The following is a 17790-nucleotide window of genomic DNA, read 5'->3' on the forward strand; positions in this document are numbered from 1 at the left end:
CATGGCACTCGAAACCTTCGTCAATTCCGAACCGTTCACGTTCGGCGTCGAACTGGAGATCCAGGTCGTCAACACGCACAACTACGACCTGACCAAAGCGGCGTCCGACCTGATGCGCCTGATCCAGGGCGAGACTTTTCCCGGCAACATCACGCCGGAAATCACCGAAAGCATGATCGAGCTGTCGACCGGCATCTGCCATTCGCACGAGCAGGCCGTCAGCGAACTGCATGCGATCCGCGACGTGCTCGTGAAGGCGGCCGACCAGCTCAACGTCGGGCTGGCCGGCGGCGGCACGCATGCGTTCCAGCAATGGAGCGACCGGCAGATCTACGATGCGCCGCGCTTCCAGTACATCTCCGAGCTGTACGGCTATCTCGCCAAGCAGTTCACCGTGTTCGGCCAGCACGTGCACATCGGCTGCCCCGATCCCGACAGCGCGCTGTTCCTGCTGCACTCGATGTCGCGTTTCATTCCGCACTTCATCGCGCTGTCCGCGTCGTCGCCGTTCGTGCAGAACGTCGACACGGGCTTCCATTCGGCACGCCTGAATTCGGTGTTCGCGTTCCCGCTGTCGGGCCGCGCGCCGTTCGTGCTGACCTGGGACGCCTTCGAGGAGTACTTCACGAAGATGGTGAACACGGGCGTCGTGAACTCGATGAAGGACTTCTACTGGGATATCCGGCCGAAGCCCGGCTACGGCACGATCGAGGTGCGCGTGATGGACACGCCGCTGTCGGTCGACCGCGCGGCCGCGATCGCCTGCTACATCCAGACGCTCGCACGCTACCTGCTGACCGACCGGCCGCTGAAGCTGTCCGAGGACGATTACCTGGTCTACACGTTCAACCGTTTCGAAGCGTGCCGCTTCGGGCTCGAGGGCACCTGCGTGAATCCTCAGACGGGCGAACGCCGCACGATCGCGGAAGACATCCTCGACACGCTCGACCGGATCGCGCCGCATGCGGCCGCGCTCGGTTCGCGCGCGGCGCTCGACGAGATCGGCGCGCTCGCGAAGGCGCGCGTAAACGACGCATCGTGGTTGAGAACCGTTTTCAAACAGGAAAAATCGCTGAACGAGACGGTCCGGCAGCAGTGCTTACGTTGGCGCGAGTGAAAATATGTTTTGCAGATTGCAGAATCGACCGCGCCGCGATTCGCTGAACGGTTACCGGCGCCCGGTCGCGACGAAATCGTTGCCGGGCGCCGTCGAAATCTGTGGATAACCGGATATTCCGCTGCAAAGTCAATGCCCTGCAGGCGGGATAACCCGGTGGATCGTCACCGCACGGCCGATGGCCGATTTGAACAGGAAAATACCGGCGCGCCCCTTTCGCCGGCGCGCGACATTGCGCGCACAACGAAAAAATCCGGTTATTCAGCGATTTTCCACAGCATGCAGGGGATAACTTAGCTGTGCGATTTTCCGCTCTCGCTTAGAATGTCGGCTTTGCGGACACCGGAACGGTGCGTGTCTCTCCGGTCGCCGCGAACGCGACCGCCGCGTGTGCCTCGCGACGGCCGTGCTGACGCACTCGAGAGAGGCGTCTGTTTTGAGATAGATTCGATCTCCACACTACGGCCGCTCGGCCATCCGGGCGGCGGCAAAGCGAAAAGACTATGAGCGAAGGCGTTTACGGGAACCAGGCTGCGGGACGTGTGACCCACAGCCTGCTGCGGTTGAGCACGGCCATGCGGAGCGAGGCATGGGATTGGGCGGAAGGCGCTGGCCTCACGCCGACGCAAGGCGAAATCCTCGTGCTGCTGCTGCAGCGCAAGGGCCCGATGCGGCTCGGCGAGATCGCGCGCGAGACGCAGCTCACCGCGGCCACCACGAGCGATGCGGTCAGCACGCTCGAGACGAAGGGGCTCGTCGAGAAGCGCCGTGCGCTGGACGACGGCCGCGCCCTGGCCGTGCGCCTGTCGGCACGTGGCCGCACGGCCGCGAAGAAGGCGCTGCAATGGCCTGAATTCCTGACGAAAGCGGTCGGCAAGCTCGGCGCGGACGAGCAGGGCACGCTGCATCGCGCGCTGCTGAAGACGCTGCGCGAGCTGCAGGTGGCCGGCGCGACGCCGCCGCAGCGCATGTGCCTGACGTGCACCCACTTCCAGCCGGGCAAGCCGTCGAAGAAGACCGTGCATCACTGCGCGGTGCTCGACATCTCGATGTCCGACAGCGATCTGCGTCTCGACTGCTCGGTGCAGGAAGAAGCCGACGCGGCGACGCAGAAGAAGACCTGGAAGATTTTCGCCGGCTGACGTCCGTCGATCGACCGGGAGGCCGATGATGAACGCTGAAGTCGTGGCGATCCGCCACGTGCATTTCGAGGATCTCGGGAGCTTCGAGCAGGTGCTCGGCGAACGCGGTCGACGGGTGCGCTATGTCGATGTCGGATCGTCGCGGGTCGAGGTGCTCGACGTGCACGAGCCGTCGCTGCTCGTCGTGCTCGGCGGGCCGCTCAGCGTGTATGACGACGCGCAGTATCCGACGATCGCGCCGCTCTTGGCGCTCGTGCGCCAGCGCATCGACGCGGGGCTGCCGATCCTCGGCATCTGCCTCGGCGCGCAGTTCATCGCGCGGGCGCTCGGGGCGCGCGTCTATCCGGCCGCGCGGCACGAGCTCGGCTGGGCGCCGCTGACGCTCACCGACGCCGGCCGCGCGTCGCCGCTGCGCCATCTCGACGGCGCGACGACGTCGATGCTGCACTGGCATGGCGATACGTTCGACCTGCCGGGCGGTGCGATCCATCTCGCGTCGACGCCGGCTTGCCGCCACCAGGCATTCGCATGGGGGCAGCACGTGCTGGCGCTGCAATGCCATCCCGAGATCCGTACCGATCGCTTCGAACCGTGGTTGATCGCGAACGCCGGCGAAATCGCCGCGACGCCCGGCATCGACGCGCGCCAGTTGCGCGCCGAAACCATGCAGCACGGCCCCGTGCTCGAGACGGCCGCCCGGCACATGTTCGCGGAGTGGCTCGGCAGCGTCGGGCTCTGACGTCGCGGGCCGGCGCATCGCCGTCCGTCGCGCACGCCGTTTGTTCCACGTCCCGCCGGCATCCGGCCGGCCGTACCTGACCATCCGCTTACTGCCGAGCGCGCCATCTGCACGCTTCAGGCGTGCGTGCTACGCTCGTCCGCTCTTTCCCTTTCCTGGCGAGCGGCTTCCATGACTGCGCTGTTTTCTCCGTTCACGCTGCGCGGCGTGACCCTTCCGAACCGGATCGTGATTTCCCCGATGTGCCAGTACTCGGCCGAACGCGGCGAAGCGACCGACTGGCACATGATTCACCTCGGCCATCTCGCGCTGTCGGGCGCCGGGCTGCTGTGCATCGAGGCGACCGCGGTGGAACCCGACGGACGCATCACACATGGCGATCTCGGCCTGTGGGACGACGTGACCGAAGCCGCGCTGAAGCCGGTGCTGGCCGCGATCCGCAAGCATTCGCCGATCCGCATCGCGATGCAGTTGTCGCACGCGGGGCGCAAGGCGTCGAGCGCGGCGCCGTGGGAGGGCGGCCAGCTCGTGCCGGTCGCCGACGGCGGCTGGCTGCCGCACGGCCCGTCGGCCGTGCCGCACAAGGACGGTGAGACGCCGCCGCTCGCGCTCGATGCCGCGGGCCTGAATCGTATCCGCGAAGCCTTCGCGGCGTCGGCCAAACGTGCCGCACGACTCGGCATCGATGCGATTGAAGTGCACGCGGCGCACGGCTACCTGCTGCATCAGTTCCTGTCGCCGCTCGCGAATCGGCGCACCGACGAATACGGCGGATCGCGCGAAAACCGGATGCGGTTTCCGCTCGAGATCTTCGAGATCGTGCGCGCCGCGTTTCCGGAGGATCGGCCGGTCGGCGTGCGCGTGTCCGCGACCGACTGGGTCGAAGGCGGCTGGGAGCTCGACGATACGATCGCGTTCGCGCACGAACTGAAGCGCCGCGGCTGCGACTGGATCGACGTGTCGTCCGGCGGCGTGTCGCCACTGCAGAAGATTCCGCTGTCGCCCGGCTACCAGGTGCCGTTCGCGCAGGCCGTGAAGCGGGCGGTCGGCATGCCGACGATCGCGGTCGGCCTGATCAACGAACCCGAGCATGCGAACCGGCTGATCGAGGCCGGCGATGCCGATCTCGTCGCGATGGCGCGCGCGATGCTGTACGACCCGCGCTGGCCGTGGCACGCGGCGGCCGAGCTCGGCGCGCAGGTGACGGCGCCGCCGCAGTACTGGCGCTCGCAGCCGCGCGAGCACAAGGCGCTGTTCGGCGACGTGTCGTTCGGCCAGCGCTGAGCGCATCGCGCAATATTGCGCGCGATGTTGAACGAAGCAATCGCGAACGTGTAGGATGCGGGTGATTCGCCGCATGCCCCGACGCGGCACCGACCGGTGCCGCGTTTTCGTTTGGCGCGGCGCCCGGCCGCGATGGCGGTCGCTTCCGTTCAAGTCGTCTTCACAAGGATTGGTTCGATGAGTTCACGCAGGATCGCGGTGCGCCGCTCGGGAGTACACGGCAAGGGCGTGTTCGCCGTGGCGCCGATCAAGGCCGGCGAACGCGTAGTGGAATACAAGGGCGAGCGAATCTCGTGGAAGGAAGCGCTGCGCCGCCATCCGCACGACCCGAGCGAGCCGAATCATACGTTCTACTTCGCACTCGACGAAGGCGGCGTGATCGACGGCAAGGTCGACGGCAACAGCGCGCGCTGGATCAACCATTCGTGCGCGCCGAACTGCGAAGCCGAGGAAGTCAAGGGCCGCGTGTACATTCACGCGCTGCGCGACATCGGCCCGGAAGAGGAGCTGTTCTACGACTACGGCCTCGTGATCGACGCGAAGCTGACGAAGAAGCTCAAGCGCGAATACGCGTGCCACTGCGGTGCGGCGTCGTGCCGCGGCACGTTGCTCGCGACGTCCGACGAAGGCGGGAAGAAGAAAAAGAAGAAGGACAAGAAGGACGGCAAGCCCGCGTCCGGTTCGAAGGACAAGAAGAACAGGAAGTGAGGCAGGCGGCAGCGCATCGCGCGCTGCCGCTGTCGTTTCAGCCGGCGGCTGCCGCGTGGTGGCGGCCCGGCATTCGCTTTGCGCGGGCGGGCGGCCCGGTCGACGGGCCGGCGGTTGCCCGCCGCGGCTCGCTCGGCGATCGCTCAGTGCGTCGGCGCCGCAGCCGGCGTTTCGCTGGCCGGCTTTTCCGTTCGCGTCGTGAGCGGCACCCGCACCACGAACCGCGAGCCGCCTTCCGATGCATCCTCGTACGACACGGTGCCGCCATGCATCGCGATGATGTCGTGCACGATCGCGAGCCCCAGCCCGGCGCCGGTTTCGACACCGTTGCCGCTTTGCGCGTCGCCGCGGAAGAAGCGCTTGAACAGGTCGGCCTGCTGGTTCGCGGGCACGCCGGGGCCGTTGTCCTCGACGACGATCTCGGCGGCCGGCTGGCCGTCCTCGAGCGCGGCGCGCGCGACGTTCACCGTGATCCGCGCGCCGTTCGGCCGCGCGAGCGGCACGTACTTCAGCGCATTGTCGAGCAGATTCGCGATCACCTCGCGCAGCAGCACCGGGTTGCCGCGCACGATCAGCTTCTCGTCGTCGCCCGGCTCGTCGCTGCGCTGGAAGCCGAGGTCGACGTGCGACGCGAGCGCGCGCGGCACCCATTCGGCGCCCGTCTCGAACGCCATCGCCGCGAGATCGACGTCGACGAAGCGGGCGGCCTGTTCGCCCGGCTCGGCCCGCGCGAGCGACAGCAACTGGTTGGACAGCCGCACCGCGCGGTCGGCCGCTGCGCGCAACTCGCGCACCGCGGCGTAGGTCTGGTGCGGGTCGCGCGCGACGGCCGCCTGTTCGGCATGCAGCTTCACCGCCGTGAGCGGCGTGCGCAACTGGTGGGCGGCATCGGCGATGAACTTGCGCTGTGCGTCGAGCGCGGTCTTCAGACGGCCGAGCAGCGCGTTCATCGCGCTCGTCAGCGGCCGGATCTCCAGCGGCACGTCGGTTTCGTCGACCGGTTCCAGCGACGTGTGGGTTTGCCGGTTCAGCGAATCGGCGAGATGCGTGAGCGGGCCCAGCTGCTGGTTCACGACCCGCCATACGATGCCCCAGCCCGCGAGCAGCAGCAGCAGCAGCGGCATCATGATCGCGACGAGGAATTCGGCCGCGATCCGGTAGCGGTGCCGCACCGGCTGCGCGACTTCGACGACCATCGGCCGGCCGCCCTCGACGTTGTCGACGCGCACCTGCGCGACCCGCACCGCGCGGTTGTCGTATTCGGCCTCGAACACGTACGCATGATGCATGCGGCGCACGTTGATGCCCTGCAGCGGCAGCTTCGGATCGCCGGCGAGTTCCTCCTCGCCGTCGCTGATCCGGTAGATCAGCGCTTCGGCCGGATCGGAGAACATCGCCTGCGCGAGCGGCGGCACCGTGAACGGCGCGTCGGGGCCGGCGATCTGGATCTGCTTGGAGATGGCGGTCGCGAGATCGGCGAGCGAGCGGTCGATCACGTGCTGCGTGTATTGCCACGCGAGCCAGTAGGCGATCAGGCCGCTCATCAGCGCGAGCATCGACAGCGGGGCGGCGAGGCGCCGGAGCAGCGAGCGGCGCAGGCTGGTGGTCACAGCCGGATCAGGAGACATTTCGACGGGCAAAGGGATAAGCGCCGCTCACGGGGAGCGGCGCGGTCGTGCGCCGGGAGCGGCGACGTGGAGCGGCACGCATGCACCGGCGGCACGCGGCCGGCCGGCGCGCGGCGTCGCTCAGACGCTCGCCGTCTGGCGGATTTCCTGCAGCAGGTAGCCGAAGCCGCGCACCGTGACGATTTCGACCCGGCACTGCTCGAGTTTCTTGCGGACGCGGTGCACGTAGACTTCGATCGCGGTGTCGCCGAGATCGCCGCCGAAGTGCGTGAGGTGATCCTGCAACTGCGCCTTGCTGACGACGCGGCCGTGACGCAGCAGCAGCATTTCCAGCACCGCGAATTCGCGCGGCGACAGTTCGAGCGGCTTGTCGTCGTTGAAGATGCGGCGGTCGACGCCCGACAGGCGCACGCCGCCGAGCGACACTTCCGGGCGCGGCATGTCGCTGTGCGGGCCGCTGCGGCGCATCACCGCGCGGATGCGCGCTTCGAGCTCGGCCGGCTCGAACGGCTTGAGCATGTAGTCGTCGGCGCCGGAGTTCAGGCCCTGAATCCGGTCGTTCAGCTCGTCGCGGGCGGTCAGCACGATCACGGGCGTGTGGCGGTTGGTCTGGCGAAAGCGCGTGAGCAGCGTCATGCCGTCGATGCCCGGCAGGCCGAGGTCGAGGATCACGAGTTCGTGGCGGTTCTGTGCCAGCGCCTGTTCGGCAAAGATGCCGTCATGCACCATGTCGACGGTGAAGCCAGCCTGCTCGAGGCTGCTCTGGATACCGCGTGCGATGGGGCGGTCGTCTTCGATCAGAAGGAGTCGCATGAAGTTCGCTCAAGTACAATGGGTTGGCGGTTCAGGCACGCGGACAGCACGACGCCGTTTCCACAGGAACGCCGCATCGCCTGACATCAAGCATGGCGGCCAGCGAACGATTAAATCCAAACATGTCCGATATTTCGATCCACGACCTAGAAGCCGCGATCAATTTCTGGCGCGCCCGCTCGCCGTCGAGCGGCGACGAACTCAAACTCTGCGAAGAGGCCAGCGCGCTTTCCAAGCCGTATGCGCTGCTGATTGTACAGCGCGAAAGCGCGCTGCAACTGGAACGATTGGACCCCAAGGCGCGGAAAGCGTACGAGACTTACGTGCGCCTTAAGGATGGCTTGGAAAGCTGAAGGCTTTCGCTGAGTACATCCTAGAAAACGTTCAGCGAAATGAAAAGTTGACGCGCCGCGCACGGAAAGATGCGCGGCGGTGGAGGCGGGACTCGGGATTCAGGCGCCCGGTTGCGCATGCGTGGCGGCGCCGTCGATGAACCGCGCGAGTTCGATGTCGCGTTCGGTCAGGCCGTCGGCGTCGTGGGTCGACAGCGTGACGTCGACGCGGTTGTACACGTTGAACCATTCCGGATGATGGTTCATCTCCTGCGCCTTGATCGCGACACGCGTCATGAAGCCGAATGCCTCGTTGAAATCGGCGAAGCGCAGGCGGCGCTGGATCGCGTCGCGGCCCGGCACGGCGGTCCAGTGAGGCAGGTTTTCGAGCCGGGTCTTGCGTTCTTCGGATGTGAGCTTGTGGATCATCTTGCACCTCTCGTTCGGTAACGGCGCCCGCGCGCGGTTGCGCCGCGCGGCGAAGCCGGCATCGTTTATTGTTTCATAGTTGCGGAAAGGGCGACGGGCGACGGGCAGCCGGCGGGGGGCGCCCGACGTGTCACGCGTCGGCGTCGTCGGGCCAGCCTTCGCCCGTGCCGCGATGCAGCACGCGGTCGGTGTCGAGCACCGCGCCGGCCGCGAATTCGGGCAACGCCGCGAGCCGGTCGGCCAGCGCGCGGCCATCGACGTCGGCGAGCGCGAACAGTTGCGCGAAATCGTCGATCACGAAGTAGGTCTTCTGGAACGTGTCGATCCGGTACTTCGTGCGCATCACGCGCTCGAGGTCGAACCCGAGCCGGTTCGGCGCCGCGCTTTCGAGGCTGTACAGGCTTTCGCCCTTGCTCGACACGATCCCGGCGCCGTAGATCGACAGCCCGTTCGTGCCGCGCGGGTCGCGGATCAGCCCGAACTCCACCGTATACCAATAGAGGCGCGCGAGCCGCGCCAGCGCCGCTTCGTCGTCGGCGACCGCGAGCGCGGTGCGGCCGTACGCCTGCATGTAGTCGGCGAACACCGGGTCGATCAGCAGCGGCACGTGGCCGAACAGGTCGTGGAAGCAGTCGGGTTCCTGCAGGTAGTCGAGCTGGTCGGGGCGGCGCATCCACCAGGTGACCGGGAAACGCCGGTTCGCGAGGTGCGCGAAGAACACGCGGTCGGGCACGAGGCCGGGCACCGCGACGATTTCCCAGCCGGTCGCGGGCTTCAACTGGCGGTTCACGTCGGCGAACGACGGCATGCGATCGGCCGGCAGCGCGATCTTGCCGAGCCCGGCCACGAACGCGTCGCACGCGCGGCCGCGCAGCAGCGCCGACTGGCGCGCATAGAGCTGCTTCCACACCGCGTGGTCGACCTGGCCGTAGCGATGCAGCGGCTGGTCGATGGTGAAATCGGCGCGGGTTTCGAGGCCCGCGTCGAACTGTTCCTGCAGTTTCGCGGTGACGACGGTGGACATGATCAGGCTCTGCACGCTGTAGTGGGGACCATGCAAGTGTAGAGCGGGCTGTGCGCGGATTGGGCGCATAGTTGGCGTTTATTCGTCGGAAGATGCGATAATCGCGCATCAAATTACGAATCAATGCGGAGAATGCTCATGCTGGAACTCGACCACTTCGATCTTGCGCTGCTGGACGTGCTGCAGCGCTTCGGTCGCGCGACGCATCAGCAGCTGGGCGAGGAAGTGCCGCTGTCGCCGTCGCAGATCGGCCGGCGGCTGCAGCGGCTGGAGGCGGCCGGCGTGATCGAAGGCTATCGCGTGATGCTGCGGCCCGAGAAACTCGGGCTCGGCGTGACCGCGTTCACGAGCCTGAAGCTCAAGCATCACGGCGATTCGATCATCGAGCAGTTCCAGCAGCAGATCGACGTGCTGCCCGAGGTGCTCGAATGCCATGCGGTGGTGGGCGATGCCGACTACCTGCTGCGAATCGTCGCGCCGGATCTCAACGCGCTGTCGCAGTTCGTGATGAAGAAGCTGATGCGGGTGCCGGGCGTCGACAGCGTGCGCTCGAACATCGTACTGACGACCTTCAAGCGAAACGGTGCGCTGCCGCTCGCGCATCTGGCGCCGGGTGCCGCGTGACGGGGAGGCAGCCGCGGCATCGGCGCTGAAGGCGGCACGACGTACCGCCTTCGATGGGCTCGATCAGACCGTTTCGGGCTGCGCGTCGGCGTTCAACAGATCGACGTACGCAACCGCGACAAGATCGTCCTGCGCCACGCCGAGTTTCCCGAACACCTCGTGCGCTTCGGCTTCGCCGCCCGCTTCGTCGTCGTCGGGGCCGAGCACGACTTCGAGCTCGATGAAATCGCCGAGACCGTCGACGCGGTCGAGGTGGATGCGCGTGCGGCCGGCGAGGTACACGTGCCGCTCCTTCGTCACGATTCCGCGCGTGGTCAGCGCGGTCGCGAGCAGCGAATGCATCGCGTCGGGGTTCGTCACCGGGCTGCGCGTGTAGTACGACGCCTTCGGGCCGTCGCGATCGTCGCGCTGGTAGAAGATCAGCTCGGCCGGCGTGCCGTCCTCGAAGCGGCGCAGCTTGAGCCGGCCGCGCGGCACGTCATAGAAGAAATCCTGCTGGCGGTAGAAGAGCGGCGCTTCGGTCGCGAGCTGCGCCGCCCGTTCGCGCAGCCGGTCGAATTCGCGGGCGCGGGCTTTGATCTCGATGTTGCGGGCCATGCGGGTCTCCTTCAATCGGGGTCTCGCGGTGTGCGAACGCACAATCTAGCAAAAAGCCTGCGATGGTGGCGTGACGAGCGGACGGGGCGCGGCGACACGACGCGGGGCGCGCGATTCGGCTCGTGACGGCGAGCCGCGGCATGCGTCAGGTGCCGAAACCCGCTGCGTCACCGGCCGCATCGTCATCAGCAACCCTCATATCGCCCACTGCGCCTCGATCAGCCGGAGCGCGGCCGCGATCGCCGGCTCGTCGCGTCGCTCGGCGAGCGTCACGAACGTCAGCTCGGTCGGCACCGTCACGCGTTCGACGATCGTCAGCGCATGCGCGTGCGCCTCGGCCAGCGCGGTCGAATCGCGCGCGAGCGTCAACCCGATCCCCGATTTGACGAGATCGAGCATCGACTGCTCCTGGTCGACCTCGGCGACCTTCGCCGGCTGCGCGCCGGCCGCGGCGAACAGGCGCGACAGCAGCCGGTGGTGGGCGGACGCCGGCGGCGTCCAGATCCACGGCAGCGCGGCGAGCGCGCGCCAGTCGTGCGCGCGCTGCACGCGCTCCTTCCAGCCGGCCGGCGCGAGCACGCGGTATTCGAAACGCGTGAGCGTGACGGTGTGGAACAGCGCGCCGTCGCGCGGCGAATCGTCCTCGGGCCGGCCGATGTAGTAGCCGACGTCAAGCGCCTGCGCGCGCACCTGTTCGAGCACCCAGCCCGACATCCCGTGGCGCAGCGCCGTTTCGATCTGCGGATGGGTCTCGACCAGCGCGCGCAGGAAGCCGCCGAGCCGCAGGAAACCGGGATCGAGGATCGTGCCGATCCGCAGCCGGCCGCGCACCTCGTGACGCAGCGCGGCAGCGGCGCGCTGTACGTCGGCGGCCGCGGCGAGCGCGCGCTCCGCGTGCGGCAGCAGCGTCTGCCCGTCGCGCGTGAGCGCGAGCCCGCGCGACGTGCGCGTGAACAGCACGACGCCGAGCGTTTCCTGCAGATGCTTGATCTGCAGGCTGACGGCCGGCTGCGTCAGATGCAGCTGCACGGCGGCGCGCGTGAGGTTGCCTTCGCGGGCGACCGTCGCGAACGCGCGAAGCAGGGTGAGATCCATCGTCGTGATATGAGCGCGGCTTATAACGCAGTTCAGCATAACTCATTGGATCGGTGGCCGCGCGCGGGAGTACGCTTCATCGGGTCGGGCGCGCGGGGCCGCAGGCGCGGCGCGCGATGCGACGCACTATGCTGGAAATGACGCGCGGCACCGCGCCGCGCGGTACACAACAACGAGCTTCGCACGGGGGGCCGGAGTCAGCGCTGAAGCGCTCATTCGGGCCGACCGCGAAGCATGCGGCTCAGGTAAGCGCGAAGCGTTGACCCGAGCCGACAGGAGACACGCCGTGAGTACTCAACGCACGCTCGAGGGCGAATTCGACTATGTGATCGTCGGCGCGGGCACCGCGGGCTGCGTGCTCGCGAACCGCCTGACCGAGGATCCCGACATCAGCGTGCTGCTGCTCGAAGCGGGCGGCAAGGACGACTATCACTGGATTCATATCCCGGTCGGCTATCTGTATTGCATCGGCAACCCGCGCACCGACTGGCTGTACAAGACGCAGCCGGAGGCGGCGCTCAACGGCCGCGCGCTGTCGTATCCGCGCGGCCGCGTGCTCGGCGGCTGCTCGTCGATCAACGGGATGATCTACATGCGCGGCCAGCGCGAGGACTACGACAACTGGGCGCAGGAAACCGGCGACGCCGGCTGGTCGTGGGACAGCGTGCTGCCGATCTTCAAGCGCAGCGAGGATCACCATGCGGGCGCGAGCGACGCGCACGGCACGGGCGGCTACTGGCGCGTCGAGAAGCAGCGGCTGCGCTGGGAGATCCTCGAATCGTTCGCGCAGGCCGCGCAGCAGACCGGCATTCCCGCCACCGACGATTTCAACCGCGGCGACAATGCCGGGGTCGGCTACTTCGAAGTGAACCAGAAGCGCGGCGTGCGCTGGAATACGTCGAAGGCGTTCCTGCGGCCCGCGATGGCGCGCCCGAACCTGACGGTGATCACCGGCGCGCATGCGCAGCGCGTGATCTTCGACGGGCGGCGCGCGGTCGGCGTCGAGTACCACGGCGGCGGCACCGACTACGTCGCGCGGGCGCGCTCGGAAGTGCTGCTGACGTCCGGCGCGGTGAATTCGCCGCAACTGCTCGAACTGTCGGGTGTCGGCGATGGCCGGCGGCTGCAGGCGCTCGGCATCGACGTCGTGCAGGATCTGCCGGGCGTCGGCGAAAACCTGCAGGATCACCTGCAATTGCGGATGGCGTTTCGCGTCGATGGCGTGCGCACGCTCAACACGCTGTCCGCACGCTGGTGGGGCAAGCTGATGATCGGCGCCGAATATGCGTTGCTGCAGCGTGGGCCGATGTCGATGGCGCCGTCGCAACTGGGCGCGTTCGCGAAATCGGATCCGGACGATCCCGCGCTCACGCGCCCCGATCTCCAGTATCACGTGCAGCCGCTGTCGCTCGAACGCTTCGGCGAGCCGCTGCACGGCTTCAACGCGTTTACGGCGTCGGTCTGCCATTTGCGGCCGACCTCGCGCGGCAGCGTGCACGTCACGAGCGCCGATCCGGGCAGCGCACCGGCGATCGCGCCGAACTATCTGTCGACCGATCACGATCGTCACGTCGCCGCGAACGCGCTGCGCCTCACGCGCCGGATCGCATCCGCGCCGGCGCTCGCGCGCTATCGCCCCGAGGAAATCCTGCCGGGCACACGGTACCGGACCGAGGCCGAACTGATCGACGCGGCCGGCGTCGTCGGCACGACGATCTTCCATCCGGTGGGCACCTGCCGGATGGGGCGCGCCGACGACGCGCGCGCGGTGGTCGACGGCCGGCTGCGCGTGCGCGGCATCGCGGGGTTGCGGATCGTCGACGCATCGGTGATGCCGTTCATCACGTCGGGCAACACCAATTCGCCGACGCTGATGATCGCCGAGCGCGCGAGCGACATGATTCGTGCCGACCGCCGTGCGGCGCGCGAAACGACGTCGGTCCGAACCGAGGCCGCGGCGACGGCGGCATGACGGCTCGCTGATCCGCGCGCCAGCGGGCCGTCATGCGAACGCCCGCTGATTCGCTATGCGAAACAAGCCGCCGGCGCCTGCGCGCGAACGGCGAGATCCGTGCAAGCCGCGCCGTCGCGCGGCTTTTTTCGTCGCGTGCGTGCCGGGTCCTGCCGCAGGTCAACGCGTGATGATGCACGTATCAAAAAAGCACGGTGAATAACCGCGCGCCGTCGCGCCCGATATGGCGGCGACCCCTATAAGTGCAAATCCCGATGATTGCACTGCACCAACGGCGCGACAATGTCCCGCAATGTGCATACGCGTCGGCGCGGGAGACCACCCTCGAGGCGTACCACGGCGCCCGGGGCAGCCGGCTGATCCGCTGACCTGTTCGCGGCCGCTTGCGCCAGGCTTCCCGGTGCTTCGCCTGACTTCGTACGGAAGGGAACATGATTCTCGGCGACACGATTCTGGAAACACGCGGACTGACGAAGGAATTCAGGGGCTTCACCGCCGTGAACGGCGTCAACCTGCGTGTGCGGCGCGGTGCGATCCATGCATTGATCGGGCCGAACGGCGCGGGCAAGACCACCTGTTTCAACCTCCTCACCAAATTTCTGACGCCGACGGCCGGCCAGATCGTCTTCAACGGCATCGACATCACCGACGAGCGCCCCGCGCAGGTCGCGCGGCGCGGCATCATCCGCTCGTTCCAGATCTCGGCCGTGTTTCCGCACCTGACCGCGCTGCAGAACGTGCGCATCGGCCTGCAACGCGCGCTCGGCACCGAATTCCATTTCTGGCGCAGCGAACGCACGCTGAAGCGGCTCGACGATCGCGCGATGGACCTGCTCACGCAGGTCGGCCTCACCGATTTCGCGCACGTGCCGACCGTCGAGCTGGCCTATGGCCGCAAGCGCGCGCTCGAGATCGCGACGACGCTCGCGATGGAGCCCGAACTGATGCTGCTCGACGAGCCCACGCAGGGGATGGGCCACGAGGACGTCGACCGCGTGACCGCGCTGATCAAGAAGGTCGCGAACGGCCGCACGATCCTGATGGTCGAGCACAACATGAACGTGATCGCGGGAATCTCCGACACGATCACCGTCCTGCAACGCGGCGAGGTGCTGGCCGAAGGCTCGTATGCGGAAGTGTCGAAGAATCCGCTCGTCATCGAAGCCTACATGGGCAGCGCCGACGCGGCGCTCGCGGGGGCGCACGCATGAAGCACAGCGAACGGGAGGAACGCGAATTGAGCGGCGTCGAGAGCGGTACGCCTGCGCTGGAAATCACGGGCCTGGAGGCCTGGTACGGGGAATCCCACATATTGCACGGCGTCGACCTGACCGTGCATCGCGGCGAGGTCGTCACGCTGCTTGGCCGCAACGGCGCGGGCCGCACGACGACGCTGCGCGCGATCATGGGCCTCACGGGCCGCCGCAGCGGGTCGATCAAGGTTGCCGGCCACGAGACGATCGGCCTCGCGACGCATCGCATCCCGCATTACGGCATCGGCTATTGCCCGGAGGAGCGCGGGATCTTCTCGAGCCTGTCGTGCGAGGAGAACCTGATGCTGCCGCCGCTGATCGGGCCGCGCGAGCACGCGATGTCGCTCGACGAGATCTACGCGATGTTTCCGAACCTCGCGTCGCGCCGGCAGAGCCAGGGCACGCGGCTGTCCGGCGGCGAGCAGCAGATGCTCGCGGTCGCGCGGATTTTGCGCACCGGCGCGAACCTGCTGCTGCTCGACGAGATCTCCGAGGGCCTTGCGCCGGTGATCGTGCAGGCGCTCGCACGGATGATCGTCGCGCTGAAGGCGCGCGGCTACACGATCGTGATGGTCGAACAGAATTTCCGCTTCGCCGCGCCGCTCGCCGACCGCTTCTACGTGATGGAGCACGGCAGCATCGTCGAGCATTTCCGCGCATCCGAACTGGAAGGCAAGATGCCGACCCTGCACGACCTGCTCGGCGTGTGATGCCGCCTCGTTCCCCTTGCCGCTAGCCGTGGCGGCCCTCGAACAACCACAACGCATCAGAACAACAGGAGACGTCAATGAAAATGAAGACCCTCGCACAGGCCTGTCTCGCGCTCGCGGCCGCCGCGTTCACCGCCGGCGCCGCCCACGCGGCGGATACCGTGAAGATCGGCTTCATCACCGACATGTCGGGGCTTTACGCGGATATCGACGGGCAGGGCGGTCTCGAGGCGATCCGCATGGCGGTCGCGGACTTCGGCGGCAAGGTGCTCGGCAAGCCGATCGAGGTCGTCTATGCCGATCACCAGAACAAGGCCGACATCGCCGCGTCGAAGGCGCGCGAATGGATGGACCGCGGCGGCCTCGACCTGCTGGTCGGCGGCACGAACTCGGCCACCGCGCTGTCGATGAACCAGGTCGCGGCCGAGAAGAAGAAGGTCTACATCAACATCGGCGCGGGCGCCGACACGCTGACCAACGAGCAGTGCACGCCGTACACGGTCCACTACGCATACGACACGATGGCGCTCGCGAAGGGCACCGGTTCGGCGGTGGTGAAGCAGGGCGGCAAGACGTGGTTCTTCCTGACGGCCGACTACGCGTTCGGCAAGGCGCTCGAGAAGAACACGTCGGACGTCGTGAAGGCGAACGGCGGGCAGGTGCTCGGCACGGTGCGCCACCCGCTGTCGGCCTCCGATTTCTCGTCGTTCCTGCTGCAGGCGCAAGCGTCGAAGGCGCAGATCCTCGGCCTCGCGAACGCGGGCGGCGACACGATCAACTCGATCAAGGCCGCGAAGGAATTCGGCATCACGAAGACGATGAAGCTCGCCGCGCTGCTGATGTTCATCGACGACGTGCACAGCCTCGGCCTCGAAACGACGCAGGGCCTCGTGCTGACCGACAGCTGGTACTGGAACCGCGATGCGGCGTCGCGCCAGTGGGCGCAGCGCTACTTCGGCAAGATGAAGAAGATGCCGTCGAGCCTGCAGGCGGCCGACTACTCGTCGGTGACGACGTACCTGAAGGCCGTGCAGGCCGCCGGCACGACCGACTCCGACAAGGTGATGGCCGAGTTGAAGAAGATGAAGATCAACGACTTCTACGCGAAGGGCTACATCCGTCAGGACGGCAGCATGATCCACGACATGTACCTGATGGAAGTGAAGAAGCCGTCCGAATCGAAGGAGCCGTGGGACTACTACAAGGTGCTCGCGACGATTCCGGGCGAACAGGCGTTCGGCACCAAGCAGGAGACGCGCTGCGCGTTGTGGAAGTAGGCATCGCATAGCGGCGCGCACGGGCGCGCCGCACGGTGGCGCCCGCAGCGACGTGCCCGCTGCGCCGCCCGCATGCGCGTCGCAAGGAAGTTGCGCGCGCAACGAAACTCATTCTGACGGCTAAGTCGATGGAAATCTTTGGCATTCCGTTGCCGGCGATGCTGAGCCAGTTGCTGCTCGGGCTCGTCAACGGCTCGTTCTACGCGATCCTGAGCCTTGGGCTCGCGGTGATCTTCGGGCTGCTCAACGTGATCAACTTCGCGCACGGCGCGCTGTTCATGCTGGGCGCGATGCTCGCGTGGATGGGGCTGTCGTATTTCGGGCTGCCGTACTGGGCGATGCTCGTGCTGGCGCCGCTGGTGGTCGGCGCATTCGGGATCGCGATCGAGCGCTCGATGCTGCGCTGGCTGTACAAGCTCGATCACTTGTACGGGCTGCTGCTCACGTTCGGCCTCACGCTGGTCGTCGAAGGCGTGTTCCGGTCGATCTACGGATCGTCGGGGCAGCCGTACGACGTGCCGTCGCAGCTGTCCGGCGCGACCAACCTCGGCTTCATGTTCCTGCCGAACTATCGCGCATGGGTGGTCGTCGCGTCGCTCGCGGTGTGCCTCGCGACGTGGTTCGTGATCGAGAAGACGCGCCTCGGCGCGTACCTGCGCGCGGGCACCGAGAACCCGAAGCTCGTCGAGGCGTTCGGCGTGAACGTGCCGATGATGATCACGCTCACCTACGGCTTCGGCGTCGCGCTCGCCGCGTTCGCGGGCGTGCTGGCCGCGCCGGTGATCCAGGTGTCGCCGCTGATGGGCCAGCCGATGATCATCACCGTGTTCGCGGTGGTCGTGATCGGCGGGATGGGCTCGATCCTCGGCTCGATCGTCACGGGCCTGCTGCTCGGCGTGATCGAAGGCTTCACGCGCGTGTTCTATCCCGAAGCGTCGGCCACCGTCGTGTTCGTGATCATGGCGATCGTGCTGCTGTTCCGCCCGGCGGGCCTCTTCGGCAAGGAAAAATGATGCAGAGAAAAGTGCTCTACGGCGTCCTGCTCG

At 67.2% G+C, this 17790-nt stretch carries 18 protein-coding genes; 12 read left to right on the plus strand and 6 right to left on the minus strand.

Going from position 1 to position 17790, the window contains the following annotated elements; genetic code table 11:
* The first annotated feature begins 1 nt into the window (after position 1).
* The 5 genes from AC3IFE_RS16915 (at position 2) to AC3IFE_RS16935 (ending at position 4990) form a co-directional block, all read left to right on the plus strand.
* Positions 2-1117 carry a YbdK family carboxylate-amine ligase gene (locus AC3IFE_RS16915; RefSeq protein ID WP_089466294.1) on the plus strand — a complete coding sequence of 372 codons (1116 nt, stop codon included), beginning with the start codon at positions 2-4 and terminating at the stop codon, positions 1115-1117.
* 503 nt (positions 1118-1620) lie between these two features.
* Positions 1621-2259: a MarR family winged helix-turn-helix transcriptional regulator gene (locus tag AC3IFE_RS16920; RefSeq protein WP_089466296.1), complete on the plus strand. Its 639-nt coding sequence runs from the start codon at positions 1621-1623 to the stop codon at positions 2257-2259.
* 28 nt (positions 2260-2287) lie between these two features.
* The gene (locus AC3IFE_RS16925; RefSeq protein ID WP_089466441.1) at positions 2288-2998 is read left to right on the plus strand and encodes a glutamine amidotransferase; all 711 of its coding nucleotides are present in this window, start codon (positions 2288-2290) and stop codon (positions 2996-2998) included.
* A gap of 171 nt (positions 2999-3169) precedes the next feature.
* The gene (locus AC3IFE_RS16930) at positions 3170-4282 is read left to right on the plus strand and encodes an NADH:flavin oxidoreductase/NADH oxidase (RefSeq protein ID WP_089466297.1); all 1113 of its coding nucleotides are present in this window, start codon (positions 3170-3172) and stop codon (positions 4280-4282) included.
* Between the two features lie 177 nt (positions 4283-4459).
* Positions 4460-4990, plus strand: coding sequence for an SET domain-containing protein (locus AC3IFE_RS16935; RefSeq protein ID WP_489191237.1), 531 nt, complete (start codon positions 4460-4462; stop codon positions 4988-4990).
* A gap of 143 nt (positions 4991-5133) precedes the next feature.
* On the opposite strand, the gene AC3IFE_RS16940 is transcribed toward AC3IFE_RS16935, so the two are convergent.
* Together AC3IFE_RS16940 and AC3IFE_RS16945 are read right to left on the minus strand one after the other, a co-directional pair.
* On the minus strand, positions 5134-6618 hold the full coding sequence (locus tag AC3IFE_RS16940) for a sensor histidine kinase (protein ID WP_089466299.1): 1485 nt from the start codon (positions 6616-6618) through the stop codon (positions 5134-5136).
* Between the two features lie 120 nt (positions 6619-6738).
* On the minus strand, positions 6739-7431 hold the full coding sequence (locus tag AC3IFE_RS16945) for a response regulator (protein WP_006401494.1): 693 nt from the start codon (positions 7429-7431) through the stop codon (positions 6739-6741).
* A gap of 122 nt (positions 7432-7553) precedes the next feature.
* Here AC3IFE_RS16945 and AC3IFE_RS16950 point away from each other — a divergent pair, with 122 nt between their 5' ends.
* Positions 7554-7784 carry a DUF3717 domain-containing protein gene (locus AC3IFE_RS16950; protein ID WP_489191238.1) on the plus strand — a complete coding sequence of 77 codons (231 nt, stop codon included), beginning with the start codon at positions 7554-7556 and terminating at the stop codon, positions 7782-7784.
* 99 nt (positions 7785-7883) lie between these two features.
* Here AC3IFE_RS16950 and AC3IFE_RS16955 read toward each other — a convergent pair whose 3' ends face one another.
* Complete coding sequence (locus AC3IFE_RS16955; RefSeq protein WP_089466442.1) at positions 7884-8192, minus strand: 4a-hydroxytetrahydrobiopterin dehydratase; 309 nt, start codon at positions 8190-8192, stop codon at positions 7884-7886.
* A 130-nt stretch (positions 8193-8322) separates the two neighbouring features.
* Positions 8323-9216, minus strand: a complete 894-nt coding sequence (phhA, locus tag AC3IFE_RS16960) for a phenylalanine 4-monooxygenase (RefSeq protein ID WP_218828338.1) — start codon at positions 9214-9216, stop codon at positions 8323-8325.
* 138 nt (positions 9217-9354) lie between these two features.
* Here phhA and AC3IFE_RS16965 point away from each other — a divergent pair, with 138 nt between their 5' ends.
* Entirely contained in the window at positions 9355-9840 is a 486-nt protein-coding gene (locus AC3IFE_RS16965) for an Lrp/AsnC family transcriptional regulator (protein ID WP_006408082.1), read from the plus strand.
* Between the two features lie 63 nt (positions 9841-9903).
* On the opposite strand, the gene AC3IFE_RS16970 is transcribed toward AC3IFE_RS16965, so the two are convergent.
* The gene (locus AC3IFE_RS16970) at positions 9904-10437 is read right to left on the minus strand and encodes a class IV adenylate cyclase (RefSeq protein WP_089466301.1); all 534 of its coding nucleotides are present in this window, start codon (positions 10435-10437) and stop codon (positions 9904-9906) included.
* 195 nt (positions 10438-10632) lie between these two features.
* Positions 10633-11532, minus strand: a complete 900-nt coding sequence (locus tag AC3IFE_RS16975; RefSeq protein ID WP_089466302.1) for a LysR family transcriptional regulator — start codon at positions 11530-11532, stop codon at positions 10633-10635.
* Between the two features lie 286 nt (positions 11533-11818).
* On the opposite strand from AC3IFE_RS16975, the gene AC3IFE_RS16980 reads away from it, so the two are divergent.
* The 5 genes from AC3IFE_RS16980 to AC3IFE_RS17000 all read left to right on the plus strand — a co-directional run bounded on the left by AC3IFE_RS16980 (position 11819) and on the right by AC3IFE_RS17000 (position 17757).
* Positions 11819-13504 carry a GMC family oxidoreductase gene (locus tag AC3IFE_RS16980; RefSeq protein WP_489191240.1) on the plus strand — a complete coding sequence of 562 codons (1686 nt, stop codon included), beginning with the start codon at positions 11819-11821 and terminating at the stop codon, positions 13502-13504.
* A 431-nt stretch (positions 13505-13935) separates the two neighbouring features.
* Positions 13936-14715: an ABC transporter ATP-binding protein gene (locus AC3IFE_RS16985; protein ID WP_089466304.1), complete on the plus strand. Its 780-nt coding sequence runs from the start codon at positions 13936-13938 to the stop codon at positions 14713-14715.
* Positions 14712-15467 (plus strand): ABC transporter ATP-binding protein, encoded by a 756-nt coding sequence (locus tag AC3IFE_RS16990; RefSeq protein WP_089466305.1) that lies wholly within the window; start codon positions 14712-14714, stop codon positions 15465-15467. The genes AC3IFE_RS16985 and AC3IFE_RS16990 overlap by 4 nt, the downstream gene beginning before the upstream one ends.
* Positions 15468-15544: 77 nt before the next feature.
* The gene (locus tag AC3IFE_RS16995) at positions 15545-16744 is read left to right on the plus strand and encodes an ABC transporter substrate-binding protein (RefSeq protein WP_301739565.1); all 1200 of its coding nucleotides are present in this window, start codon (positions 15545-15547) and stop codon (positions 16742-16744) included.
* Positions 16745-16872: 128 nt separating this feature from the next.
* Positions 16873-17757, plus strand: a complete 885-nt coding sequence (locus AC3IFE_RS17000; RefSeq protein WP_034188182.1) for a branched-chain amino acid ABC transporter permease — start codon at positions 16873-16875, stop codon at positions 17755-17757.
* Positions 17758-17790: the final 33 nt, after the last annotated feature.

The sequence above is a fragment of the Burkholderia sp. APQ4-4ca genome, from assembly GCF_057837105.1.